Raw genomic sequence first — 23,357 nt, forward strand, 5'->3', positions numbered from 1 at the left:
ACGAACACGCCGAACCCGAGGCACGCGTTGCTGCCGGATCTTCTCTGGTGACGGACGGCCGCGGCGCGGGACCGTGCTGTCCGGTCGCGGGGCGCCCGGCACCCCCGGCGGCACCCGCCGCCCGGCACCCCGGCGGCAAGCGCCCTCGGCACCCCGGAGGCGCTTGCCCCCGGCACCCCGGTGGCGCCCGCCGCCCGGCCGAGCCGCGCGATTCCCGCGCACCCCCCGTTTCGGAAGGAGCACGCGATGTCGGACGAGCACGCACCTGTCCTGCTGCCGGGCGGAGGCTGGCGGCTGTGGGAGCAGTTCGCGCTGCGCGGCCCCGGCTTCCCCGCCGACGGCGTGCTGCGCCTGGCCCCGCCCGGACTCGCCGAGGCCGCCGACAAGTTCGCCCCCGGCGCCGAGCTGTCCGGAACCGAGTGGCAGGCCTTCGCCGACGACCTCGCCACGGCCGCCGTCCGCACCGCCCGGCACCTTCAGGAGATCGCCGCCCAGCCCCGCTTCCAGGCGGCCCTCGCCTGGCAGAACCCGGCCGTCCTGCGCACCGGCATCGCGCCGTTCCTGCGCTGGAACCCCGGCACGGACAGCCGCAGCAGCATGCCCCGCCAGCGCGAGGAACTGGTCGCGCACTACTGGCAGCGCTTCTGCGTCAAGAACGACACCATCGGGTTCTTCGGCCCGGTCGGCTGGGGCCGCTGGGACCTGTCCGCGCCGGGAGCCGTCGCCGTGGACCCCGGGCGGAACTTCCTCGCCGCGCACGAGGTGTACTTCTCCGGCTGGGCGATCGACGCCCTCGCGAAGGTGCTCGCCGAGGACCCCGAGCTGATGCGCTGGATCCCACCGCGCCGGGTGTCCTTCGTGCGCTGCGCCGACGGCACGGTCCACGTCCCCGGCCGCCCCGCCCAGCCGATCGGCGCGGCCGAGCTGGCCGTGCTGAAGCTGTGCGACGGCGCCCGGCACCCGGCCGCCATCGCCGCCGAGCTGGGCCGGGACACGGACGAAGTGACCCGTACCGTGGGCGAGTTGGTGAAGCGCCGCTGGGTGCAGTGGCGCCTGGAGGTGCCGGCCGCGACCCACCCCGACCGCGCCCTGCGCCGCATCCTCGAACGCGTCCCCGACGAGGCCGCCCGCACACGGGCCCTGGACCGGCTCGCCGTGCTGGAACGCGGCCGGGACGCCGTACGCGCCGCCGGCGCCGACGCCGCCGCGCTGACCGCCGCGATCGGCGCCCTGGAGGCCGACTTCGCCGCCCTCACCGACAGCGAGGCGCAGCGGGCCAAGGGCGAACGGACCGCGCCGTGCCGGGGACTGGTGTACTCCGACGCCCGGCGGGCGGCGACCGCCACGGCCGGCGCCGGACTGCTGGCCCACCTGGAGCCGCTTCAGCTGTGCCTGACGGCCGCCCGCTGGATGACCAACCGCTTCGCCGACGCCGTCCGCGTCCGCCTGCGCACCGTGTACGACCGGCTCAGCGCCGCCGGCGAACCGGTGGACCTGGGCACGCTGTGGCTGCACACCCTGCCCTCGCCGCACCCCGACGCCGGCCGGCTGATCGACGCCGTCCAGGCCGAGCTGCGCGCCAAGTGGGCCCGCGTCCTGGACCTTCCGGCCGGCGTGCGCCGGGTCAAGCTGGCCACGGCCGACCTGGCCGAACGGGTGCGCCAGGAGTTCGACGAGCCCGGCGACGGCTGGTCGCTGGCCCGGTACGTCAGCCCCGACGTGCTGGTCATCGCCGACGACGAGGCCGCCCTCGCCCGGGGCGACGTGCAACTCGTCCTCGGGGAGATGCACTGCGCGCTGAACACGATGGGCGCGTCCCTGTTCGTGCACCAGCATCCCGACCCCGGCGTGCTGCTCGCCGAGACCACCCGCGACTTCCCCGGCCCGCGACTGCTGCCCATGCTGCCCAAGGAGCTGCCGCTGAAGTGGTCCACCCGCAGCAGGCCCTCGCTGGACCGGCCCGAGGACCACTACGTGGCCCTGGTCGACCAGACCGGCGACCCGCACCGCCCGCGCACGCTGCTCGGCGCCGACGTCACGGTCGAGGACCGGGCCGGCCGGCTGACCGCGGTGCTCCCCGACGGCACCGCGTACGACCTGCTCGACGTCTACGCCAACACCCTCACTCAGCGGGTCATGGACCGCTTCACCCTCCGCCCGGAGGGCGCCCACACCCCCCGGATCACCGTCGACCGCATGATCGTCGCCCGCGAGACCTGGCAACTGCCCGTCGCCGAGGTCGACTTCGCCGACGAGAAGGCGGAGGCCGCCCGCTTCGTGCGCGCCCGGCACTGGCAGCGCCGGCACGAGCTGCCCCGCTTCGTGTTCGTGGTCTCGCCGACCGAACCCCGCCCGTTCTACGTCGACTTCGACAGCCCCGTGTACGTCACCATCCTCGCCAAGGCGGCCCGGCGGCTCGCCCGCAAGAACCCGGAGGCCCGGCTCAAGGTCAGCGAGATGCTGCCCACCCCCGAGCAGGCCTGGCTCACCGACGCCGAGGGCCGCCGCTACACCAGCGAACTCCGCTTCGTCGCCGTCGACCGGACCGTCACCGGTGAGGGGGACGCGTGATGCGCACCATCGCCGACGACATCGCCGCACACGCCGCCCGGCACCCCGACCGCGTCGCGCTGAGCACCCCGGCGGGCGAGGTGACGTACGGCCGGCTCGCCGCCCGGATCGAGGAGATCGCCGGCCTGCTGCGGGCGCACGGCGCCGGCCCGGAGACGGTCTGCGCCGTGGCCGTCGAGCACGGCACCGACGCCGTCGCGGCCATGGCCGCGGTGCTGCGCTGCGGCGCCGCCTTCCTCACCCTGGACGTCGGCCAGCCCCGCGACCGGCTGACCGACTTCGTCCGCAGCGCAGGCGCCCGCCTGCTGCTGACCCGCGCGGCCCTCGCCCCGGCCCTCGACCTGGGTGTCCCGCCGGTCCTCCTGGACCGGCCGGGGGCCGTCCAGGGCCTGCCGCCGGGCCCGCCGCCGGGGCCGGTCGACCCGCGCGCGCTCGCCTACGTCAGCCACACCTCCGGCAGCACCGGCCGGCCCAACGCCGTCCTGGTCGAACACCGCGCCCTCGACGCCTACCTGCGCGACACCGCCGAGGCGTTCGGCCTCGGCCCGGACACGGTGGCCCTCCAGACGGCACCGCTCGGCTACGACGCCTCGATCCGGGACACCTTCGCACCGCTGCTGGCCGGGGCCCGCCTGGTGATCGTGGACCGCGCCCGGCTGCTGCGCCCCGAGGAGTTCGCCGACACCGTCCGCGAGCACCGGGTCACGGCCCTGCTCAGTGTCACCCCCTTCTTCCTGTCCCACCTCGCGGCGCAGCCGCAGCTCACCGACCCGCTGGCCGGCGTCACCCTGGTCGCGTCCAGCGGCGAGTCCCTGCGGCCGTTCCTCGCCGCCGGCGGACGCGGAATCGTCCCCGGCCGGCTCGTCAACCAGTACGGCCCGACCGAGTGCACGATGACCACCACCCGCTACAGCGTCCCCGCCTCCCCGGACCCCTCCGCCGACCTGGTGGGCACGCCCCGCGCCGGCGCCGTGGTCCGGGTGCTGGACGCGGACCTGGCCCAGGTCCCCGACGGCACGGTCGGCGAGGTGTACATCGGGGGAGTGGGCGTGGCCCGCGGCTACGGGGGGCGCCCGGCCCGCACGGCCGAGTGCTTCGTACCGGACCCCTACGGCCCGCCCGGCGCCCGCCTGTACCGCACGGGCGACCTCGGCTGGTGGGGGCCCGGGGGACTGCACTACGCCGGCCGCACCGACCGGCAGGTCAAGATCCGCGGCTACCGCGTGGACCCGGCGGAGGTCGAGGGCTGCCTGCTGGCGCACCCGGGTGTCACCGGGGCGGTGGTGACGGCGCACACCGACGACCGGGGGCGCGTGCACCTGCTCGCCCACCTCACCGGCGACCTGTCCGGCACCACCGACGCCGAGCTGCGCGGCCACCTCGCCCGGTCCCTGCCGCCGCACCTGATGCCGCGCCGGTTCGTGCGCCTCGACACCCTGCCCACCACCCGCGGCGGCAAGGCGGACCGCCGGCTCCTGGCCACGGGGAGCACCGCATGACCGCCCTCGACCTGCGTCGCGCCGCGACGACCCCGCAGTTGTCCTCCGCGGCCTCGCACCTGTCCCCCGCAGGGTCTCAGCTGTCCGCCACGGCGCCGAAGCCGGGCGTCGTCGCCGGCCGAGGGCTCGGCGTCGCCGACCTGCGTGACGCCGCCGCCCGCATCGCCCCCTACGTCGTCCGCACGCCGCTGCTCCGCGGTCCGGCGGCCGCCGTCCTCGGGCCCGGCCTGCTGCTGAAGGCCGAACACCTCCAGCACGGCGGCTCCTTCAAGATGCGGGGTGCGGCCAACGCGGTCCTCGCCCTGGGCGCCGACCGGATCGTCACCGGCTCCTCCGGCAACCACGCGCTCGCGCTGGCCCGGCTGGCGCGCACGCTCGGCATCCGGCTCACCGTCGTCCTCGCGGCGGGAGCGGCACCGGCGAAGGCCGCCGCCGTCCGCGCCCTCGGCGCCGAGACCGTCCAGGTGGACGGAGGGGTGGCCGAGCGCGAGGAACGCGCCCGCGCCCTGGCGGCCGAGCGGAACGCCGTCCTGATCCCGTCGTCCGACCACCCGCTGGTGGTCGCCGGGGCGGGCACGGTCGGCACCGAACTGCTCGCCGACGCACCCGACACCGAGACCGTCTACGTGCCCACGGGCGGCGGCGGGCTGCTCGCCGGGGTCTGCCTCGCCGCCCTGCACCGCCCGGTACGGGTGGTCGGCGTGGAACCGTCCGGCACCCCGCGCTACGCCCGCTCCCTGGCCGCCGGCCGCCGCGTCCAGCTGCCGCCCGGCACGACGGTCGCCGACGGTCTGCGCGGCCAGTGTCCCGGGGCCGTCCCCTATCCGATCGTCCGCGACCGCGTCGACGAGCTGATCGCCGTCGACGACGACGAAATCCTCGCCGCCGCCGACCTGTTGGCGCGGCACGGCGTCGATGCCGAACCGAGCGGCGCGGTCGCCCTGGCCGGAGCGCTGCGCGCCGGCCGCCGCGAACGGGCCGTGGCCATCGTCTCGGGCGGCAACACCCCCGCCCGTCTGCACACCCTCCACCGCGACCCCACCCGCACCCACACCCACACCGACACCCACACCGACACCGACACCGACACCGACAACGTCACCATCACCGACTGACACCGCGTCATCTCACCGAAGGAGCAGAGGACATGACCACGAACACCGCCACCGCCACCGCCGCCGCCCAGAACACGGTCGACGTCCTGGTCGGCATCTTCCGGGACGTGCTGCGCCTGCCCGAGCTGACGGCCGACACCGACTTCTACGAGGCGGGCGGCGACTCGCTCACCGCCTTCCAGATCACCGGCCGGCTGCAGGAGATCCTCGGCGCGGACGTCCCCGTCTCGCTGGTCTTCGCCTACCCCACGCCGCAGGAACTGGCCGAGGTCGTCGACGCGGACTACGGCACCGCCTGACCGCTCGGCCCGCCGAACCGTACCGCCCGTATCGCCTGTACCGCCCCTCCCCGCGTCGGCCGCGTCGGCCCGTACCGTCCATCCGCGCCACCCAAGGAGAGCCGTGCCATGACCGAAGACCTCGTGCCGTCCCTCGGCCGCTGGCGGCTGTGGGAGCAGTTCGCCCTGCGCGGGCCCGGCTTCCCCGCCGACGGCGTGCTGCGGCTGGCTCCCGCCGGGCTGGCGCAGGCGGCCGACAAGTTCGCCGCCGACGACCCCCTCGACGGCGACCGCTGGGAGGACTTCTCCCGGCTCTTCGCGGACGCCGCCGTGGAGACCGCGCACACCCTCCAGGACATCGCCCGCACGCCGGCCTTCCGCGAGGCGGTGGCCTGGCAGAACCGGCCGGTGCTCAGCTCCGGCATCGCGCCGTTCCTGCGCTGGACCCCGGGCAAGGACAGCCGCAGCAGCATGCCCCGCCAGCGCGAGGAACTGGTCGCGCACTACTGGCAGCGGTTCTGCGTCAAGAACGACACGATCGGGTTCTTCGGCCCGGTCGGCTGGGGCCGCTGGGACCCGGCCGCGCGGGGTCTCGTCGTCGACACCGGCGAGGGGCTGACCGAGGCGTCGACCGTGTACTGGGCCAGCTGGGGCATCGACGCGCTGGCGCGGACCCTGGACGCCGACCCCGGCCTGCGGGAGTGGATCGCCCCGCGCCGCGTGCCGTTCGTCGCCCTCGACGGGGACCGGGTCCGGATACCGGGCCGGCGCCCGGTGACCGTGTCCGCCGAGGCTGCGGCCGTCCTCGCCCGCTGCGACGGCGTCCGGCCCGCCCGCTCCATCGCGGAGGAACTGCCCGGCACCGACGTGCCCGCCGTACTGGCCGACCTGGTGGCCCGCCGCTGGGTGGTGTGGCGTCTGGAGGTCCCCGCCGGCACCCATCCGGACCGCGACCTGCGGGCGTGGCTGGAAGGCGTCGGCGCGAGCGAGCCACGCCGGCGGGGCCTCGCGGCACTGGACCGGCTGGAGCGGGGCCGCGCACGGGTGGCGGCGGCCCGTGACGTGGACGGCCTGGTCGACGCCATGGCCGAGCTGGAGCGGGAGTTCACCGCGCTCACCGCCACGGCCGCCGTGCGCGAGAAGTCCGCGTCGACGGCGCCCTGCCGCGCGCTGGTCTACTCCGACACCCGCCGCTCCGCCACCGTCCGGCTCGGCCCGGCCGTCCTCGACGCGCTGCGCCCGCTGCGGCTGCTGATGGACAGCGCCGGCTGGCTCACCTCCCGGCTCGCCGCGGCGGTCACGGCCGAGACCCGCCGGGTGTACGACCGCCTCGCCGCCGAGGGCCCGGTCGATCTGGCGTCGTTCTGGTTCGGGTGCCTGCCCGTGCTGCACGGCCCCGCGCGCGCCACCGCCGACGAACTCCAGCGGGAGTTCGCCAAGCGCTGGCAGCGCATCCTGGCGGCGCCGGCGGACGCCCGCCGGGTGACCGCGCGGTCGGCGGACATCGAAGCGGCCGTGCGCGCGGAGTTCGGCGACACGGCCGGCGGCTGGACGGCCGCCCGCTATCTGAGCCCGGACCTGATGATCGCCGCAGACGGGGCGGAGGCGGTGGCACGCGGCGACTTCACCGTCGTACTCGGCGAACTCCACGTCGCCTCCAACACGCTGGGCGCGTCCCTGTTCACCCATCAGCACCCGGACGTGTCCGAGCTGTTCCGGCTGACCGACCGCGACCATCCGGGCCCGCGCCTGATGCCCCTGATCCCCAAGGAGCACCGGGCGCGCCTCTCGGCGCGGGTCCGCCACACGCTGGTACGCCCCCAGGACCACCAGGTCGCCCTGGCCGACCTCACCGCCGACCCGGCCCGCACCCGGGTCGTGCGCTCCGCCGACGCAACGGTCGAGGAACACGGCGGCGACCTCGTCGTACGGCTCCCCGACGGCTCGCGGTTCCCGGCGGTCGACGTGCTCTCCCACGTCCTCACCACCCTGGCGATGGACCTCGTCCGGGTGCTGCCGCAGGCGGAGCACACCCCCCGGGTCACCGTCGACCGCATGGTGATCGCCCGGGAGACCTGGCGGCCGTCCGCGGCGTGCGCGGGGTTCGCCGACGAGAAGGACGAGGCCCGGCGCTTCGTCGGGGCCCGCCGCTGGCGCACCGAACTGGGCCTGCCGCGCTACGTGTTCGTCGTCTCCCCGACGGAGTCCCGGCCCTTCTACGTAGACTTCGACAGCCCGGTCTACGTCACCATCCTCGCCAAGGCCCTGCGCCGCCTGGCCCGCAAGGACCCGGAGGCCGTCGTCACGATCACCGAGATGCTGCCGACGCCGGAGCAGACCTGGCTCAGCGACGACCAGGGCCGCCGGTACACCTCGGAGTTGAGGTTCGTGGCCCACGACACGGCACCGGACGCCTCGGGCGATCCGCTGGACCGGTTCGAGAAGGGAGGCGGAGGGGAACCCGACCCGGTAGCGGCGGGCTGACCCGCTCGCGCGCCCGACGGCACGAGACCGGACGGCGGGTGAGAGAGACCGTGGGGGACGCAGACCGTGGCGGACAGAACGGACGGCAGCCCGTGGACAGTGGAGAGAGGCCGGACGGTCCGGCGGCGCGGACGGTGACGCTCGGCGTCGACCTCGCCGCGAGTGCGCGGCGCACCGCCGTGTGCCGGGCGGTCTGGACGGGGGAGGGCCTGTCGACGGCGGAGTTCGTCGTGCCCGACGAGGACGAGGACCTGCTGGCGATGGTCCGGGAGGCCGGCAAGACCGGCCTGGACTGCCCGCTCGGCTGGCCCTCGGACTTCGTCGCCACGATCGTCGCACACCACCGGGGCCTGCGGCTGCCGCCCCCGGCACGCTTCGCGGAACGGACGGACGGCAGGCCCGGCCTCGATCCCCTGCGGTACCGGCTGACGGACGACCTGACGTGGAAGGCGACCGCGACGCGTCCTCCGCTGTCCGTCTCCACCGACCTCCTCGGAGTCGTGGCCCTGCGCGCCGCCCGTCTCCTGGACGCCCTGGCCGCGGCCGGAGCGCCCGTGCCGCGGGACGGGTCGGGCGCCGTCGCCGAGGTCTACCCCGCCGCCGCGCTGCGACTGTGGGGCATCCGCCTCGACCGCAGTTACAAGAGCGCCGCGCCCGAGGCCCGCTCGGCCCGGGAGCACATCGTCCGTTCGCTGGAGGCGGGCCTGGCCCGCGGGCTCCCCGAGCCGCTGCGCGCCCGGTGCGCCGACAGCCACGACCATCTCGACGCCCTGGTCTGCGCGCTGGTGGCGCGCGCGGTGCTGGCCGGGGACACCCGGTGGCCGCGGTCCCCCGAGGAGCGCGCGGCCGCCCGGCGGGAGGGGTGGATCCATCTGCCGGGACCCGATCTCGGCGCGCTGTGCCGGAGTGCGGGCTGACGGCGCCGGGATCCGCGCCGAGGAGCGTCGAGCGCCGCGACCCTCGCTGAACACGCTCAGTGATATTCAGGGGAGGGGTTGGGTGTCGTCGGCGGGCTCGGACGGTCCGTCGGTCATTACCGGACGGCCGGGCGGGAGCGGGGGCGGAAGGCGGGACGGTGAGGGCCGGGGAGCGGGAGCTGCCGCCCCTCACCTTTCCGTCGTGACCGCTTCCGAACAGGTCTGATCGTTCGACTGCGTCTCCTGAGCGAGCCGCGGAAGGGTTCCTCGGTCTGTCGTGCGAGAGCTCATACCAGAGCGGGACGCTTCCCGGGAGACTTTGCCGACTGCCCACCGCGCACGATCCTCAGGCAACTACTGTGAGTGTCCGTCGGGCGACGTGGGGCCGAATCGCCGGCCCCTCGGCCGACACCCATGGCGCATGCCCGGACAGCGCAGACCGTGCGCCCCGGCACCGACGGACCAGTACGAGGACACCGATGTCTCAGCTTCGCGCACCGGCCGCACGCGCAGACCGCCGCGAGGGCGGGCGGCACGGACGGCCGGTCGCCCGACCCGTGCCCGCGTCGCCCGAGACCCGGATACGGCCCCAGCTGCTGCGGCTCGCCGTGCTGCCACCCGTCGCGGTCGCGCTCGGCGCGGGCGCCGCGGTCCTGTTCACCGTCCGCTCCACCGGCGCCCGGCCCGGCCCCGCGCTGTGGGGCGTGCTCGCCGGCGCCGCGTCGGTCGCCGTCGCCGGCATCCTGGTCGCGGCCGTGGCCGCCGACCGCGCCGCCCGCTCCGTCAGCGACCGCGTCGGCGCCCTGCGCCGCAGCACCACCCGCGGCGAGGCCGACCTGCGGGCCGTCGTCGAGACGCTGCGCCGCGGCGACGGCCCGCCCGAGCGCAAGCCGCGCAGCGGACCGCCCGAAGGCGCCGACGACTTCGAACTGCTCGCCGCCGACCTCGCCCGCGCCCACGACGGCGCCGTCACCGCCGTCGTCCAGGCCGCCCAGCTCTCCAGCCAGACGGGCAGCGAGCAGAAGCTCGAGGTGTTCCTCAACCTCGCCCGGCGCCTGCAGTCACTGGTGCACCGCGAGATCTCCATCCTCGACGAGCTGGAGAGCGAGATCGAGGACCCCGACCTGCTCAAGGGCCTCTTCCACGTCGACCACCTCGCCACCCGCGTCCGCCGCCACGCTGAGAACCTGGCCGTGCTCGGCGGCGCCGTCTCGCGCCGGCAGTGGAGCCACCCGGTCCCCATGACCGAGGTGCTGCGCTCCGCCATCGCCGAGGTGGAGCAGTACTCCCGGGTCAAGCTCGTGCCCCCGATCGAAGGCGAACTGCTCGGGCACGCGGTCGCCGACGTCATCCACCTGCTGGCCGAACTCGTGGAGAACGCCACGGTGTTCTCCGCCCCGCACACCCAGGTCCTGCTGCGGGCCGGCCTCGTCACCGCCGGTCTCGCCGTCGAGGTCGAGGACCGCGGACTCGGCCTGCCCGCCGGCGAGCAGGCCAAGATGAACGCCCTGCTCGCCGACCCCGACCAGGTGAACGTCGCCGGCCTGCTGGCGGACGGCCGTATCGGGCTGTTCGTCGTCTCGCAGCTGGCCCGGCGGCACGGCATCACCGTCCGGCTGCAGACCAACATCTACGGCGGCGTGCAGGCCGTGCTCGTCGTGCCGCAAGCCCTGTTGGGCACGGCGCCGGGCGTCCCCGGCGCCGGGGCGCGGCCACCGGGCGGCGAGGCGCAGCCGGAGGCGGCCGTACCGCAGGGGGCCGCGCAGCCGCCGACGCTGCCGCCCGGTTCTGGTTCCGGTACGGGTGCCGGAACCGGTGGCGGCGCCGTAGGACAGCGCGGCGCGCCCGCGCACACCGCACCGCGGCACTCCGGGGAGACCGCGCGTTCCGCGCCCCACGTGCCGGACGGGTGCGCACCCGAACCGCTGCCGGTGCGCAGCGCCGACCAGGAGCGGCCCACCCCCGCGGACGCGCTGCCCGGCATCAGGCCCGACGTCCGGCACCTCCTCGCCGAGCACATGGGCACCCCGCCCAGGCCCCGCGTCGGCACCGTCCGCGGCACCATGGGCAAACCGCGACTGCCCCGGCGCCGCGCCCAGGAGCACCTCGCCCCCCAACTGCGCGACGGCCCGCTGCCGCGCCAGGACACCGAGCACGTCGCCGGCCACGACCCGGGCCTGATGGCCGCGTTCCAGCGCGGCGTCGGCCTCGCCGAGGCGCAGCAGCACCTGGACGCCGACTCCCTGACGCTCACTCACCCGACCTCACACCCCTGGACGCCACCACACCCGACGCCGCTCGACATGGGCGCGCCCGACATGGGCGCGCCCGACATGGGGGCACCCGACATGGGGTCGCCATACATGGCCGCACCGCACATGGCAGCTCCGCACATGGCCGCGCCGGACAGAGCGTCGGCCCCCACCGACCCGCCCAGCGGCGAGCCCGCACCGATGGAGGCGCCGGGCGGCACCGACCACCTCACCCGGCACGACGGGAGCGCGCCGGCCGGATGAACAGCCCCCTTCCCGCTACCGACCCCGCCCCCAGCGCCCCCGGCGCTCCCGCGGACCTTCGCACCCCAAGGAGTCGATCCACCATGGCGACCGACGCGCCGACCAGCCACGCAACCGATCTCGACTGGCTGATGAGCGGCCTCGTGCAGCGCGTACCGCACACGACCAGCGCGGTACTCCTGTCCTGCGACGGACTCGTGAAGTCGGTGCACGGCCTCGATGCCGACAGCGCCGACCACATGGCCGCACTGGCCGCCGGCCTGCACTCCCTCGGCCGCAGCGCCGGCATCCGCTTCGGCGACGGCGGGGACGTCCGGCAGGTCGTCGTCGAACTCGACTCGACCCTGCTGTTCGTGACCACCGCCGGATCCGGCACCTGTCTCGCCGTGCTGGCGGGCCGTGAGGCCGACGCGGCGGTGCTCGGCTACGAGATGTCGATGCTGGTCAAGAGCGTCCGCCCCTACCTGGTCACCGCGCCCAGGCGGCACGCCGTCGAACCCACGGCGACGAGGCCTTGAGCGTGGTGGCGGCCGGCGACGGGCCGTGGCTGGACGACGCGGCCGGACGCCTCGTGCGCCCCTTCACGGTCAGCAACGGCCGCACCCGGCCCACCATCGCCCTGGACCTCATGTCACAGGTGATGGTCACCGGAGCCGGTCCCCTCGGCCATCTCGGGCCGGAACACGCGCAGGCGCTCGACCTGTGCCGCGCGCCCGTTCCGGTCGCCGAGGTCGCCGCCCATCTCAGGCTGCCGGCCGCGGTCACCAAGGTGCTGCTGTCGGACCTCGTCGACTGCGGGGCGCTGACCGCCAAACCACCCGCGTTCCACGACAACCCCACTGACCGGGCCCTTCTGGAGGCAGTGCTCGATGGACTACGACGACAGCTGTGACCCGTTTCCGAAAGCGCTGAAGATCCTGGTCGCGGGCGGGTTCGGGGCCGGCAAGACCACCTTCGTGGGGGCGGTCAGCGAGATCCCGCCGCTCAGCACGGAGGAACTGCTCACCACGGTCAGCGCCGCGACCGACAGCCTCGACGGGGTCGAGAAGAAGGCCGAGACGACGGTGGCCATGGACTTCGGCCGCATCACCCTCGACCGGGAACACGTCCTGTACCTGTTCGGCACGCCCGGGCAGAAGCGGTTCTGGTTCATGTGGGACGAGTTGTCCGAAGGCGCGCTCGGCGCGGTCGTCCTCGCCGACACCCGGCGCCTGGAGGAGTGCTTCGCGGCCGTCGACTTCTTCGAGCAGCGCGGCCTCGGCTTCATCGTCGCGATCAACGAGTTCGACGGCGCCCACCGCTACGACCCCGAGGAGGTGCGCGCCGCCATCGACCTGGCCGCCGGGATACCGGTCGTGCGCTGTGACGCCCGCATCTCCAGCTCCGGCGTGCAGACGCTGCTCACCCTGGTCCGGCACCTCATCGCCCAGGCCAAGGCGCCCGCGCCGAGCCAGGGCGCCCACACGTGAAACCCGCACACCCCCCATGGAGCCCCGCATGACACGCGTCCACCGGGACGGAGCCCGCACATGAGGTACGACCCGTCGCTCCCGGCCGCTCGTCTGCTGCTCACCCCGGAGGACAAGGATGCCCCGGCACGGACCCGGCACCTGCGCCGTCTCGGCCTCGGCGAGCACCCGGATCCCGCGCTGGACGCCTACGCGGACCGTCTCGCCGAGTTCAGCGGCGCGTCGTACTCCATGGTCAACTTCATCGACGAGGAACGGCAGTTCTTCGCGGGCCTGCACGTTCCGGCCGGCGGGCCGCCGGTGGTGAGGGCCGACGGCAGCAGGCCGGAATGGGGCCGTCTGCTGCCCCGCGACCACGGGTTCTGCCCCCATGTGGTGGTCCGGCGCAAGGCGCTGGCCCTGGAGGACGTCCGCGACTACCCGCGGTTCGCCGGCAACCCGGTCGTCGACGAGTTCGGCGTGCGCTCCTACCTGGGCGCGCCGCTCGTCGACGGCACGGGGATGGTGCTCGGCACGGTGTGCGTCGCCGACGTGCGGCCGCGGGCCTGGGGGCAGCCCGGCCTGGAGACCATCAAGTCGGCGGCGGCGGAACTCGTCGCACGTCTGGAGCGACGGCGGGCCGACGGGCTTCCGCTGTGACGCGGAGGGCACGGAGGGTGCGGAGGGGCCGGCCGGGCGTCCGGCGGCCCGTCACTGGCCTCGCCAGAGATTGGCGTAGGCGGACTCCTCGACGGCCCGCCGCTGCCGTACCGCCTCCAGTTCCATCACCGCGTCGCCGACGGCGGCCAGTACCGTCGTGACCACGTCGTCGGCGTCGGTGACGTCGTCGGGGAGGGGAGCGGTCGAACCGGTTGGGCCGGTCGAACCGGTCGGACCGGTCGGCCGGTCCAGGAGGCCGGCGGCGGCAGCCAGCGCGGCGAGGACGGGTTCACCCGCCGCGCGGCGCGCCTCGGCGCGACTGCGGGCCGGCGAGTCGACCAGCACCGTCCGCCCGGTGCGCAGCGGAATGCGGCGGCCACGCGGCCGGGTCGTCAGCCCCTCGCGCTCCATGGCGTCGGCATAGGCCGCGGACAGTCCGCGCCCCCGGCGCCACAGCCAGTCCTCGACGGACTCGTACGGCTCCTGCCGCACGAGCGAGGACGCGGCCCGGTCCAGGAGAGGGTCGCCCGTCACCGACTGCGCGGCGGGCACGAGACGGTCACCGTCCACGAAGAGGGCCAGGGCGTCGACGAGGTCGAGCACCTCGGCGCCGGCGAGTGCGAGCGAGAGGTCGCCCTGTTCCACCGGGTGGCCCGGTGTCACGTCCAGGGCGAGGATCGCGAGGTCCCGTGCGGTGTTCATGAGCGGCTCCACGTCGGTCGTCCGGGTGCGGTGCGCGGGGGGAGCGGCCGACCCGCGCGGACCGGTCCTCCCGCGTCGATTGTCGCCGCCGGCCGGGCGCGGTGCCGCGCGTACACGGACACGCCCGCCGCGAACACGGTCCGTCGCGTCCGGCAGGGACGCACCGAACGGAGGTGTCCCGGCCGAACGCGGCGCGGGTGACGAAAGGGCGGAACGCCGTCGCGCCACCGCGTTGGCGGTCGGCAGGAGGCAGGAGGCAGGAGGCAGGAGGCGGCAGGCGGCAGGCGGCAGGGGAAATCTCGCGTCCGGGCGGGCTGCTGCCGTGTGGGTGGGCGGACGGGCCGGAAGCTGTCGCGCGGGCGGCCGACAAACGCTCCCGCGCGCGGAAGGCCGCCGAGCGGGCGGCGGGCGGAACCTGCCGCGCGGGCGGTGCCGAACGGGCGGAAGTCTTCCCCTACGGACGCACGCGCAACCGCCGCGTGGGCGGGCCGAGGGCTGCCGCACGAGTGGCGGGAGACGTCTGCCGCGCAGGCGGCGGGCGGGCGGAAGGCCTCCGCGCGGGCGGCGGTGGCCAGGCGGGACCCGCCACGTGGGCGAAACCTGCCGCGTGGGCGGGCGGGACCTGCCGCATGCGCGGAAGGCGGTGCGGAAGGCTGCCGCAGGCGAGCGGCGGCGACGGTGGGTGTGAAGGAAAGCTGCGGCGCGGCTTAAGAAAAGATCGATGGACCCGGAGGGCCGCCGTGCGGCAGATTGCGGGGCGATCCCACTCGCCTGCCCGGAAGCGGCCGCCTCGGCATGCCCGCGCCCGGACCTCACCCACAGGAGCCGTAGCGTTGAAGGCGCTGGTCAAGCAGAAGGCGGAACCCGGCCTGTGGCTCGCGGACGTGCCCGAGCCCGCGATAGGACCCGGCGACGTACTGATCAAGGTCCTGCGGACCGGCATCTGCGGCACCGACCTGCACATCCGGGCCTGGGACGGCTGGGCGCGGCAGGCGATCCGCACCCCGCTGGTGGTCGGGCACGAGTTCGTCGGCGAGGTCGTCGAGACCGGACGCGACGTCACCGACATCCAGGCCGGCGACCTGGTGAGCGGCGAGGGCCACCTGGTGTGCGGCAAGTGCCGCAACTGCCTGGCCGGGCGCCGTCACCTGTGCCGGGCCACCGTCGGGCTCGGCGTCGGCCGCGACGGCGCCTTCGCCCAGTACGTCGCCCTGCCCGCCGGCAACGTCTGGGTGCACCGCGTCCCCGTCGACCTCGACGTCGCCGCGATCTTCGACCCGTTCGGCAACGCCGTGCACACGGCCCTGTCGTTCCCGCTCGTCGGCGAGGACGTCCTGATCACCGGCGCCGGACCGATCGGCCTGATGGCGGCGGCCGTGGCCCGCCACGCGGGAGCCCGCAACGTCGTCATCACCGATGTCAGCGAGGAGCGGCTGGACCTCGCGCGCAAGATCGGCGTGACCCTCGCGCTGAACGTGTCGAAGGCGGACATCGCCGACGGGCAGCGGGAGCTGGGGCTGCGCGAGGGCTTCGACATCGGCCTGGAGATGTCCGGGCGGCCCGAGGCCATGCGGGACATGATCGCCAACATGACGCACGGCGGCCGGATCGCCGTGCTCGGCCTGCCCGCTCAGGAGTTCCCCGTCGACTGGGCCCGGATCGTCACCTCGATGATCACCATCAAGGGCATCTACGGCCGTGAGATGTTCGAGACCTGGTACGCGATGTCGGTGCTGCTCGAAGGCGGTCTCGACCTCGCCCCCGTGATCACCGGCCGCTACGGCTACCGTGACTTCGAGGCGGCCTTCGCCGACGCGGCGAGCGGCACCGGCGGCAAGATCATCCTCGACTGGACCGTCTGATCCCCTTCCTCCGTCGGCACCTTTCCTCCGTCGGCACCTTCAGGAGCCCCCTCATGTTCGACTCCGTCCGAGACGACCTGCGCACCACCCTCGACGAGATCCGCACCGCCGGGCTGCACAAGCCCGAGCGGGTGATCGGCACCCCGCAGTCCGCGACCGTGCAGGTCACCGCGGGCGGCCGGCCCGGCGAGGTGCTCAACTTCTGCGCCAACAACTACCTGGGCCTGGCCGACCACCCCGAGGTGATCGCCGCCGCGCACGAGGCACTGGACCGCTGGGGCTACGGCATGGCGTCCGTGCGCTTCATCTGCGGCACCCAGGAGGTGCACAAGGAGCTGGAGGCACGCCTGTCGGCGTTCCTCGGCCAGGAGGACACGATCCTGTACTCCTCCTGCTTCGACGCCAACGGCGGCGTCTTCGAGACGCTGCTCGGTCCGGAGGACGCGGTCATCTCCGACGCGCTCAACCACGCGTCGATCATCGACGGCATCCGCCTGTCGAAGGCCCGCCGCTTCCGCTACGCCAACCGTGATCTGGCGGACCTGGAGACGCGGCTGAAGGAGGCGGCCGGCGCGCGCCGCCGCCTGGTCGTCACCGACGGCGTCTTCTCCATGGACGGTTACGTCGCCCCGCTGCGCGAGATCTGCGACCTCGCCGACCGCTACGACGCCATGGTCATGGTCGACGACTCGCACGCCGTCGGCTTCGTCGGCCCCGGCGGCCGCGGCACGCCCGAGCTGCACGGCGTCATGGACCGCGTCGACATCGTCACCGGCACCCTGGGCAAGGCGCTCGGCGGCGCCTCCGGCGGCTACGTGGCCGCCCGCGCCGAGATCGTCGCCCTGCTGCGGCAGCGCTCGCGCCCGTACCTGTTCTCCAACACGCTCGCCCCGGTGATCGCCGCCGCCTCCCTGAAGGTGCTCGACCTGCTGGAGTCGGCGGACGACCTGCGGGTGCGGCTGGCGGAGAACACGGCGCTGTTCCGCCGCCGGATGACCGAGGCGGGCTTCGAGATCCTCCCCGGCGACCATCCCATCGCGCCCGTGATGATCGGCGACGCGTCGAAGGCGGCCCGGCTCGCGGAACTCCTCCTGGAACGCGGCGTGTACGTGATCGGCTTCTCCTACCCGGTCGTCCCGCAGGGCCAGGCCCGCATCCGCGTCCAGCTGTCCGCCGCGCACTCCGCCGACGACGTCGACCGCGCCGTCGACGCGTTCGTCGCGGCGCGGGCGGAACTGGACGGCTGACGGCTGACGGTGGCCGTCGTCATAGGCGGGGCCGCCGACTGACCGGCCGGACCCCTTGCGATAATCGCATCCATGATCGAGGCGCGGCGGCTCCACATCCTCCGTGCGGTGGCCGACCACCGCACGGTGACGGCGGCTGCCGCCGCGCTGTATCTCACCCCCTCCGCGGTCTCCCAGCAGCTCACGGCCCTGGAACAGGAGACGGGCCACCGCCTGGTGGAGCGCGGCGCGAAGGGCGTACGGCTGACCCCGGCCGGCGAGATCCTGCTCAGCCACACCAACGCGGTCCTCGCCCAGCTGGAGCGGGCGGAGGCCGAGCTGGCGGCGTACGGCTCGGGCGCGGCGGGCACGGTCACCGTCGCCGCCTTCGCGACCGGCATCGCCCAGGTCGTCGCGCCCGCCGTGGCCCGCCTCGCCGACTCCGCGCCCGGCATCCGCATCCGGGTGCGGGACGCCGAGGGCGACGCCAGCCTGCCGATGGTGCTCGACCGGCAGGTCGACGTCGCGGTCGCCGTCGAGTACCGCGGGGCGCCGTCGGCGGACGATCCGCGGCTGACCCACGTGCCGCTGTACGCCGAACCCTTCGACGCGGTGGTCCCGGTGAGCCACCGGCTGGCCGACGCGGACGAGATTCCCCTCGCCGGCCTGGCCAAGGACCCGTGGATCGGCCCCTACCCCGGCAATCCGTGCCATGACGTGGTGGTCCTGGCCTGTGAGACCGCGGGGTTCCAGCCCCGCCTGGAGCACTCCTCGGACGACTTCCGCGCCGTCGTCGCCCTGGCGTCGGCCGACGCGGGCGTCGCCCTGGTCCCGCGCTCGGCGCTGCGGGGCACGGACCTGGCCGGGGTGGTCGTCCGCCCGGTCGACGGGGTCGCGCCCACCCGCCGGGTCTTCGCGGCCGTCCGGCGCGGGGCGGAGGAGCATCCGCTGATCCGGCCGGTGCTCGAGGCGCTGCGGGCGGCGGCACGGGCGTAGGGCCTGTCCGAGCACTTCCCTCCCGGGGCCCTCCTGGGCCTGCGGGAACCGGCGGCCGGTCGAACGCAGTCTCGGACGTCATGCGTGTGACGATGATCCTCCCGGCCCTGACCGAGGCGACCAGCCCGCTGTTCCGGCCCGTCAAGTACTCGCTGTTCCCGCCTCTGGGCCTCGCGACCCTCGCGGGCTACCTGGACCCCGGCGACGAGGTCACGCTCCACGACGAACACGTGGAGCGCCTCGACCTCGACGCCCTGGGCACCCCCGACCTGCTGGTGATCCAGCCGTACATCACCTCGGCCCGGCGCAGCTACGAGATAGCCGACCACTTCCGGGCCCGGGGCGTCCACGTCGCGATGGGAGGCCTGCACGTCACCTCGCTCCCCGACGAGGCGGCGGCGCACGCCGACACGATCTTCACCGGCCCCGGCGAGGACACCTGGCCGCTGTTCCTGAAGGACTTCCGCGACGGCGCCCCCGCCCGCCGCTACGACTCCACACGGCGCACTCTCGCCGGACTGCCGCCGGTGCGCCGTGACCTGATCAAGCGTCACCTGTATCTGGTCCCCAACTCGATCGTCGTCTCGCGCGGTTGCCCGCACCACTGCGACTTCTGCTACAAGGACGCCTTCTTCGAGGGCGGCAAGTCCTTCTACACTCAGGCCGTCGACGACGCCCTCGCCGAGATCGACCGCCTTCCCGGCCGGCACCTCTACTTCCTCGACGACCACCTGTTCGGCAACCGCCGTTTCGCCGAGGCCCTGTTCGACGGCATGCGCGGGTCGGGCCGGCTGTGGCAGGCGGCGGCCACGGTCAACGCCATCCTCAAGCCGGGGCTGTTGGAGCGGGCCGTGGAGGCGGGGCTGCGCAGCCTGTTCGTCGGCTTCGAGACGGTCAACGACGCGAATCTCGCCGAGCGCCGCAAGGACCAGAACGTCGGCGCCGACTACGCGGCGGTGGTACGGCGGGTGCACGACGCCGGGGTCATGGTCAACGCCAGCTTCGTGTTCGGGCTGGACCAGGACGGCCCCGACGTCTTCGACCGCACGGTGGACTGGGCGGTCGCGCAGGGCATCGAGACTGCGACCTTCCACATCATGACGCCGTACCCCTCGACCGGCCTGTGGCGGCAGCTCCACTCCGAGGGGCGCATCCTCCACCGCGACTGGGACCTCTACGACACCCGTCATGTGGTCTACCGGCCGCAGGGCATGACGGCACGTCAGCTGGAGGACGGCTACTGGCGGGCGTACCGCGAGTTCTACCGCTGGTCGAACATCTGGCGCGGATCGGCCGCCCAGCCCGGCCGGCACGAGCGGCTGCGGCACCTGGCGTACGCCGGCGGCTGGAAGAAGTTCGAGCCGGCGTGGGACCTGCTGATCCGGTCGAAGCGGGTGGTACGGGCGCTCCCGGCGCTGGAACACACGCTCGCGGCGTTCGGCGGACGGGACTGACGGGCCCGTTCGGCGGACGGGAGTGACGCGCCCGTTCGGGGGACCGGCGTGACGAGCCCGCTCGGCGGGCGGGAACGACGGGGCCCACACCCCACCCGGCGTCTCGAATCCGGGATATCATCCCGGATGTGAAACATCATGTTCTCGACACGGAGCCCGACCCCGTCGACGCCCGCCTGGGCGCCCGGCTGGCCGAACTGCGGGCCGAGCGGGGCTGGTCGCTCGGGGAGCTGGCCGAGCGCAGCGGAGTCAGCCGGTCGACCCTGTCCCGGGCCGAGCGGGCGGAGATCAGCCCGACCGCCGCCCTCCTCAACCGCCTGTGCAACGTCTACGGGCGAACCATGTCGCAGCTGCTCAGCGAGGTGGAGGGGGAGCACGCGCTGCTGGTGCCCGCCGCCGACCAGCCGGTGTGGCGGGACCGGGACTCCGGCTTCGTACGGCGTTCCGTGTCACCGCCGCACGCCGGGCTGCGCGGCGAACTGGTCGAGGGGCGGCTCACCGCCGGCGCCGACATCGCCTACGACCGGCCGCCGGTGCCCGGCCTGGAACAGCACATCTGGGTCCTGGAGGGAGCGCTGGAGGTGACGGCGCAGGACGTCGAGCACCGTCTCGGCACCGGCGACTGCCTGCGGCTGCGGGTGTGGGGGCCGACGCGGTTCCGGTGCCCCGGTCCCGAGGGCGTGCGGTACGTGCTGGCGGTGGTGCTGCCGTGATCGTGCGACGGCTGGACCGGGCCGCACTGGCGGCACGCGTCGAGGAACTGGCCGACCTGCTGGTGGACACCGTGCACGGCGGCGCCTCGATCGGCTTCCTCGCGCCGCTCGACCGGGCGGCGGCCCTCGACTGGTGGACGGAGCGCGCCGCGGAGGCGGCCGGCGGACGGCTGGCGGTGTGGGCGGCGTGCGAGGGGGACCGGACGCTCGGCACCGTCAGCCTGGTCTTCCCGGACAAGCCCAACAGCCGCCACCGCGCCGAACTGGTCAAGCTGATGGTGCACCGCGACGCCCGCGGCCGGGGCCTCGGCCGCCGGCTGCTGACCACCGCCGAGGAGGCGGCCGCCGCCGCGGGCATCACCCTGCTGCACCTGGACACCGAGACCGACAGCCTCGCCGAGCACCTCTACCGCTCGGCCGGCTGGACCCGCGTCGGCGCGATCCCGGACTACGCGGCCGCCCCCGACGGCGCGCTGCGGCCGACCTCGGTCTACTACAAGCGGCTCGGCGCCGCCGAGCCGGCCGGGGCACCGCTGTGACCAGGTGACTCGATGTCAGTGCCAGGGACTACGGTGCGAGACATGCCGGACGCCGAAGACGTACGCCGTATCGCCCTGTCCCTGCCGGACACGACGGAGAAGACCGCCTGGAACATGCCCACGTTCCGGGTGGCGGGGAAGATGTTCGCCACGCTGCCCGAGAACGAGACCTCCATCGCCGTGCGCTGCCCCAAGGAGGAGCGCGACGAACTGGTCCTGGCCGAGCCGGGGAAGTTCTGGATCGCCGGCCACGAGGCGCAGTTCGCCTGGGTGCGGGTGCGCCTGGCCGCGCTGGAGGACGAGGAGGAGCTGCGCGACATCCTGGCCGACTCCTGGCGCCAGGCCGCCCCGCCGCGCCTGCTCGACGCCCACCCCGCACTGGGGCTGCCGGCCGCGGAGTGAGACGCGGGGCGTTGTCAGTGCCGCGTGTCATCATCCGAAGGCCAGTGTGGCAGCCGGTGCGGAGGGGGCTCCGGCTGCCACCCGCGCACGTACCCGAGCCGGTCGTGAAGCCGCCGCCGTGGCGCATCCCGCCGCGACGCACGCCCGGCGGGACGAACGTGCGGACCCCGGGGGCGCGAACGCCCGGACCTCGGGGCGCGAACGCCCGGAGCCGCGGCTCGGCGCACGCTCACGCCGTCACGCCCCCGCCGTCACCCGCCCGCCGGCGACGAAGCCGGCGATCCGTTCCCGCAGGGAGCCCGCGTCCAGGCCGTGGGCGGCGACGTGCTCCTCGATACGGCCGTAGCGGCGCAGTTCGCGGCGGCCCACGCCCAGGCCCAGCACCCGGTGGGGCAGATCGGCCAGCGCGTCGTTCGCGGCGGCCGTCGACGTGCCCGCCAGGTACGGCTCGACCAGGACGACGTCGGTCCCGGCCGCCTCGGTGGCCCGGCGCAGCGCGGCCGAGTCGAAGGGCCGCACGGTCGTCGCGTACAGCACGGTCACGTCCAGCCCCTCCGTGGCCGTGAGCACCTCGTCCAGGACCGGCCCGACGGCGACGACCACACCGCGGCCGCCCTCGCGGACGGTGCGGAAGCCCCGCCCGTCCACCTCGCGCGGCCGGTCGTTCGACTGCAGGGACAGCCGGACGTACACCTTGTCGTCGCCCGCGGCGACCGCGTGCCGCAGCAGGGTCTCGGCCTCGTCCGGATGCCCCGGCACGTGCACGGTCCAGCCGTCAAGGGTGTCCAGCAGCGCCACGTCGCCCGGCGCCATGTGCGTGTATCCACCGGCCGGCCAGTCGAAGGACGCCGCCGCGCTCACCAGCACCGCGCCGACCCCCTGGTGCCCGAGGTCCAGCTTGACCTGCTCGAAGGGCCGCTCGACGAGGAAGGAGGCGAACGTGTGCAGCACGGGCCGCAGCCCCGTCAGCGCCAGCCCGGCGCCGGTCCCGACCAGGAGCTGCTCACGGATGCCGACGTTGACGACCCGGTCCGGGTGCCGGCGCAGTGCCTCGGTGAAGCCGTCCTTGCCGACCTCGGCGATGACGACCGCGACGCGCGGATCCTCGTCCAGCAGCCTGGTGGCGACGTCGGTGAACCGGTCGCGCATGGTGTCCATGAAGATCAGAGCCTTTCTGTCGGTCAGGAGTACTTCGGCTCCACCCGGGCGACCACCACGTGCGGGCGGCCCGGATGCGGGGCGGTGAACGCGTCGTACAGCGCCTGGTGGTCGCGGCCGTCGACGGTGACCGCGGACCAGCCCGCGGCCTCGAAGCGGGCCGCGATGCCGCCCGGCCGGGCGTGGCTGGCGGAGGCGTTGTCGACGACGACCGTGTGCAGCTGCCCGAGGCCGGCCGGTCCGGCGAAGGCGATCGCCTCGTGATTGCTGCCCTCGTCCAGCTCGGCGTCCCCGATCAGCACCCAGACGCGCGGCTCGTGCAGGCCCTGCGCGCGCAGCCCCAGCGCCGTGCCGACGGCGATCGGCAGCCCGTGCCCGAGCGACCCGCTGCCGATCTCGGCGCCCGGCACGAGCAACCGGTCGGGGTGGTGCCCGAGCGGGGAGTCGTAGGAGCCGAAGCCCGGCAGCCACTCCACGGGCACGAAGCCCTTCGCGGCCAGCACCGCGTAGTACGCCATCGGCCCGTGTCCCTTGGACAGCAGGAACCGGTCCCGCTCCGGATCTCCGGCGCGCTCCGGGGTCACCCGCAGCACGCGGTCGTACAGCACCCATAGTGCGTCCAGCGTGGACGTCGCCGCCGGGCCGTGCTTCTCGTCGCCCGTCATCAGCCCCATCAGCCGGGGCAGGTCCTCGTACGTGTACATGTGCCGATGTGCGTGGGTGATCGTCATGCAATCGATCGTGCAACCTCAACCCAACTTGAGGTCAACTTCGGCAGGAAACGTAGCTGCGGCCCGGGGACGAAAAGCGGTGCGCG

General features: G+C 74.6%; 21 protein-coding genes. 18 read left to right on the top strand and 3 right to left on the bottom strand.

What is annotated here, in order from left to right; genetic code table 11:
* Positions 1-246: 246 nt before the first annotated feature.
* From AB0G63_RS10790 to AB0G63_RS10840, 11 genes are all read left to right on the top strand, one after another.
* Positions 247-2,571, top strand: a complete 2,325-nt coding sequence (locus AB0G63_RS10790) for a lantibiotic dehydratase (protein WP_360747513.1) — start codon at positions 247-249, stop codon at positions 2,569-2,571.
* A complete protein-coding gene (locus AB0G63_RS10795; protein ID WP_360747515.1) occupies positions 2,571-4,070 on the top strand; it encodes an amino acid adenylation domain-containing protein in 1,500 nt (499 codons plus the stop codon). Before AB0G63_RS10790 ends, AB0G63_RS10795 begins: the two co-directional genes overlap by 1 nt.
* Complete coding sequence (locus tag AB0G63_RS10800) at positions 4,067-5,185, top strand: pyridoxal-phosphate dependent enzyme (protein ID WP_360747518.1); 1,119 nt, start codon at positions 4,067-4,069, stop codon at positions 5,183-5,185. Before AB0G63_RS10795 ends, AB0G63_RS10800 begins: the two co-directional genes overlap by 4 nt.
* Before the next feature lie 32 nt (positions 5,186-5,217).
* On the top strand, positions 5,218-5,484 hold the full coding sequence (locus AB0G63_RS10805; RefSeq protein ID WP_360747521.1) for an acyl carrier protein: 267 nt from the start codon (positions 5,218-5,220) through the stop codon (positions 5,482-5,484).
* A gap of 108 nt (positions 5,485-5,592) precedes the next feature.
* Positions 5,593-7,947 (top strand): lantibiotic dehydratase, encoded by a 2,355-nt coding sequence (locus AB0G63_RS10810; protein ID WP_360747524.1) that lies wholly within the window; start codon positions 5,593-5,595, stop codon positions 7,945-7,947.
* 92 nt (positions 7,948-8,039) lie between these two features.
* Complete coding sequence (locus AB0G63_RS10815) at positions 8,040-8,864, top strand: DUF429 domain-containing protein (protein WP_360747527.1); 825 nt, start codon at positions 8,040-8,042, stop codon at positions 8,862-8,864.
* A 479-nt stretch (positions 8,865-9,343) separates the two neighbouring features.
* Positions 9,344-11,380, top strand: a complete 2,037-nt coding sequence (locus AB0G63_RS10820) for an ATP-binding protein (RefSeq protein WP_360747530.1) — start codon at positions 9,344-9,346, stop codon at positions 11,378-11,380.
* An 83-nt stretch (positions 11,381-11,463) separates the two neighbouring features.
* Positions 11,464-11,898, top strand: a complete 435-nt coding sequence (locus AB0G63_RS10825; protein WP_360747533.1) for a roadblock/LC7 domain-containing protein — start codon at positions 11,464-11,466, stop codon at positions 11,896-11,898.
* A gap of 2 nt (positions 11,899-11,900) precedes the next feature.
* On the top strand, positions 11,901-12,272 hold the full coding sequence (locus AB0G63_RS10830) for a DUF742 domain-containing protein (protein WP_360747836.1): 372 nt from the start codon (positions 11,901-11,903) through the stop codon (positions 12,270-12,272).
* Positions 12,250-12,849, top strand: coding sequence for an ATP/GTP-binding protein (locus tag AB0G63_RS10835; RefSeq protein ID WP_360747536.1), 600 nt, complete (start codon positions 12,250-12,252; stop codon positions 12,847-12,849). Before AB0G63_RS10830 ends, AB0G63_RS10835 begins: the two co-directional genes overlap by 23 nt.
* A 60-nt stretch (positions 12,850-12,909) precedes the next feature.
* Entirely contained in the window at positions 12,910-13,488 is a 579-nt protein-coding gene (locus AB0G63_RS10840) for a GAF domain-containing protein (protein WP_360747539.1), read from the top strand.
* Positions 13,489-13,539: 51 nt separating this feature from the next.
* Here the strand turns inward: AB0G63_RS10840 and AB0G63_RS10845 are convergent, their stop codons facing one another.
* Positions 13,540-14,190, bottom strand: a complete 651-nt coding sequence (locus AB0G63_RS10845) for a GPP34 family phosphoprotein (RefSeq protein WP_360747542.1) — start codon at positions 14,188-14,190, stop codon at positions 13,540-13,542.
* Between the two features lie 833 nt (positions 14,191-15,023).
* Between AB0G63_RS10845 and tdh the strand changes: the two genes are divergently transcribed.
* The 7 genes from tdh to AB0G63_RS10880 all read left to right on the top strand — a co-directional run bounded on the left by tdh (position 15,024) and on the right by AB0G63_RS10880 (position 21,382).
* Entirely contained in the window at positions 15,024-16,052 is a 1,029-nt protein-coding gene (gene tdh / locus AB0G63_RS10850; RefSeq protein WP_360747544.1) for an L-threonine 3-dehydrogenase, read from the top strand.
* 53 nt (positions 16,053-16,105) lie between these two features.
* Positions 16,106-17,299 (top strand): glycine C-acetyltransferase, encoded by a 1,194-nt coding sequence (locus tag AB0G63_RS10855; protein WP_360747547.1) that lies wholly within the window; start codon positions 16,106-16,108, stop codon positions 17,297-17,299.
* A gap of 72 nt (positions 17,300-17,371) precedes the next feature.
* A complete protein-coding gene (locus AB0G63_RS10860; RefSeq protein WP_360747550.1) occupies positions 17,372-18,274 on the top strand; it encodes a LysR family transcriptional regulator in 903 nt (300 codons plus the stop codon).
* Positions 18,275-18,354: 80 nt separating this feature from the next.
* On the top strand, positions 18,355-19,728 hold the full coding sequence (locus AB0G63_RS10865) for a radical SAM protein (RefSeq protein ID WP_360747553.1): 1,374 nt from the start codon (positions 18,355-18,357) through the stop codon (positions 19,726-19,728).
* Between the two features lie 128 nt (positions 19,729-19,856).
* A complete protein-coding gene (locus AB0G63_RS10870) occupies positions 19,857-20,441 on the top strand; it encodes an XRE family transcriptional regulator (protein WP_360747556.1) in 585 nt (194 codons plus the stop codon).
* Complete coding sequence (locus AB0G63_RS10875) at positions 20,438-20,980, top strand: GNAT family N-acetyltransferase (protein WP_360747559.1); 543 nt, start codon at positions 20,438-20,440, stop codon at positions 20,978-20,980. The genes AB0G63_RS10870 and AB0G63_RS10875 overlap by 4 nt, the downstream gene beginning before the upstream one ends.
* Before the next feature lie 42 nt (positions 20,981-21,022).
* Positions 21,023-21,382, top strand: a complete 360-nt coding sequence (locus AB0G63_RS10880) for an MmcQ/YjbR family DNA-binding protein (RefSeq protein ID WP_360747561.1) — start codon at positions 21,023-21,025, stop codon at positions 21,380-21,382.
* A 237-nt stretch (positions 21,383-21,619) separates the two neighbouring features.
* Here AB0G63_RS10880 and AB0G63_RS10885 read toward each other — a convergent pair whose 3' ends face one another.
* Positions 21,620-22,540 (bottom strand): transketolase, encoded by a 921-nt coding sequence (locus tag AB0G63_RS10885; RefSeq protein WP_360747564.1) that lies wholly within the window; start codon positions 22,538-22,540, stop codon positions 21,620-21,622.
* Positions 22,541-22,563: 23 nt separating this feature from the next.
* Positions 22,564-23,271: a transketolase gene (locus AB0G63_RS10890; RefSeq protein WP_360747567.1), complete on the bottom strand. Its 708-nt coding sequence runs from the start codon at positions 23,269-23,271 to the stop codon at positions 22,564-22,566.
* Between the last annotated feature and the right edge of the window lie 86 nt (positions 23,272-23,357).

Source organism: Streptomyces sp. NPDC020996, assembly GCF_040641355.1.
Taxonomy (GTDB): Bacteria; Actinomycetota; Actinomycetes; order Streptomycetales; family Streptomycetaceae; genus Streptomyces.

Bases quoted from the DNA above. Each gene is read 5' to 3' on its own strand.
- AB0G63_RS10835 (WP_360747536.1), top strand. From the start codon at position 12,250: ATGGACTACGACGACAGCTGTGACCCGTTTCCGAAAGCGCTGAAGATC.
- AB0G63_RS10865 (WP_360747553.1), top strand. From the start codon at position 18,355: ATGCGTGTGACGATGATCCTCCCGGCCCTGACCGAGGCGACCAGCCCG.
- AB0G63_RS10890 (WP_360747567.1), bottom strand. From the start codon at position 23,271: ATGACGATCACCCACGCACATCGGCACATGTACACGTACGAGGACCTG.
- AB0G63_RS10825 (WP_360747533.1), top strand. From the start codon at position 11,464: ATGGCGACCGACGCGCCGACCAGCCACGCAACCGATCTCGACTGGCTG.
- AB0G63_RS10840 (WP_360747539.1), top strand. From the start codon at position 12,910: ATGAGGTACGACCCGTCGCTCCCGGCCGCTCGTCTGCTGCTCACCCCG.
- AB0G63_RS10805 (WP_360747521.1), top strand. From the start codon at position 5,218: ATGACCACGAACACCGCCACCGCCACCGCCGCCGCCCAGAACACGGTC.
- AB0G63_RS10810 (WP_360747524.1), top strand. From the start codon at position 5,593: ATGACCGAAGACCTCGTGCCGTCCCTCGGCCGCTGGCGGCTGTGGGAG.
- AB0G63_RS10860 (WP_360747550.1), top strand. From the start codon at position 17,372: ATGATCGAGGCGCGGCGGCTCCACATCCTCCGTGCGGTGGCCGACCAC.
- AB0G63_RS10800 (WP_360747518.1), top strand. From the start codon at position 4,067: ATGACCGCCCTCGACCTGCGTCGCGCCGCGACGACCCCGCAGTTGTCC.
- AB0G63_RS10885 (WP_360747564.1), bottom strand. From the start codon at position 22,540: ATGGACACCATGCGCGACCGGTTCACCGACGTCGCCACCAGGCTGCTG.
- AB0G63_RS10855 (WP_360747547.1), top strand. From the start codon at position 16,106: ATGTTCGACTCCGTCCGAGACGACCTGCGCACCACCCTCGACGAGATC.
- AB0G63_RS10880 (WP_360747561.1), top strand. From the start codon at position 21,023: ATGCCGGACGCCGAAGACGTACGCCGTATCGCCCTGTCCCTGCCGGAC.
- AB0G63_RS10820 (WP_360747530.1), top strand. From the start codon at position 9,344: ATGTCTCAGCTTCGCGCACCGGCCGCACGCGCAGACCGCCGCGAGGGC.
- AB0G63_RS10795 (WP_360747515.1), top strand. From the start codon at position 2,571: ATGCGCACCATCGCCGACGACATCGCCGCACACGCCGCCCGGCACCCC.
- AB0G63_RS10845 (WP_360747542.1), bottom strand. From the start codon at position 14,190: ATGAACACCGCACGGGACCTCGCGATCCTCGCCCTGGACGTGACACCG.
- AB0G63_RS10790 (WP_360747513.1), top strand. From the start codon at position 247: ATGTCGGACGAGCACGCACCTGTCCTGCTGCCGGGCGGAGGCTGGCGG.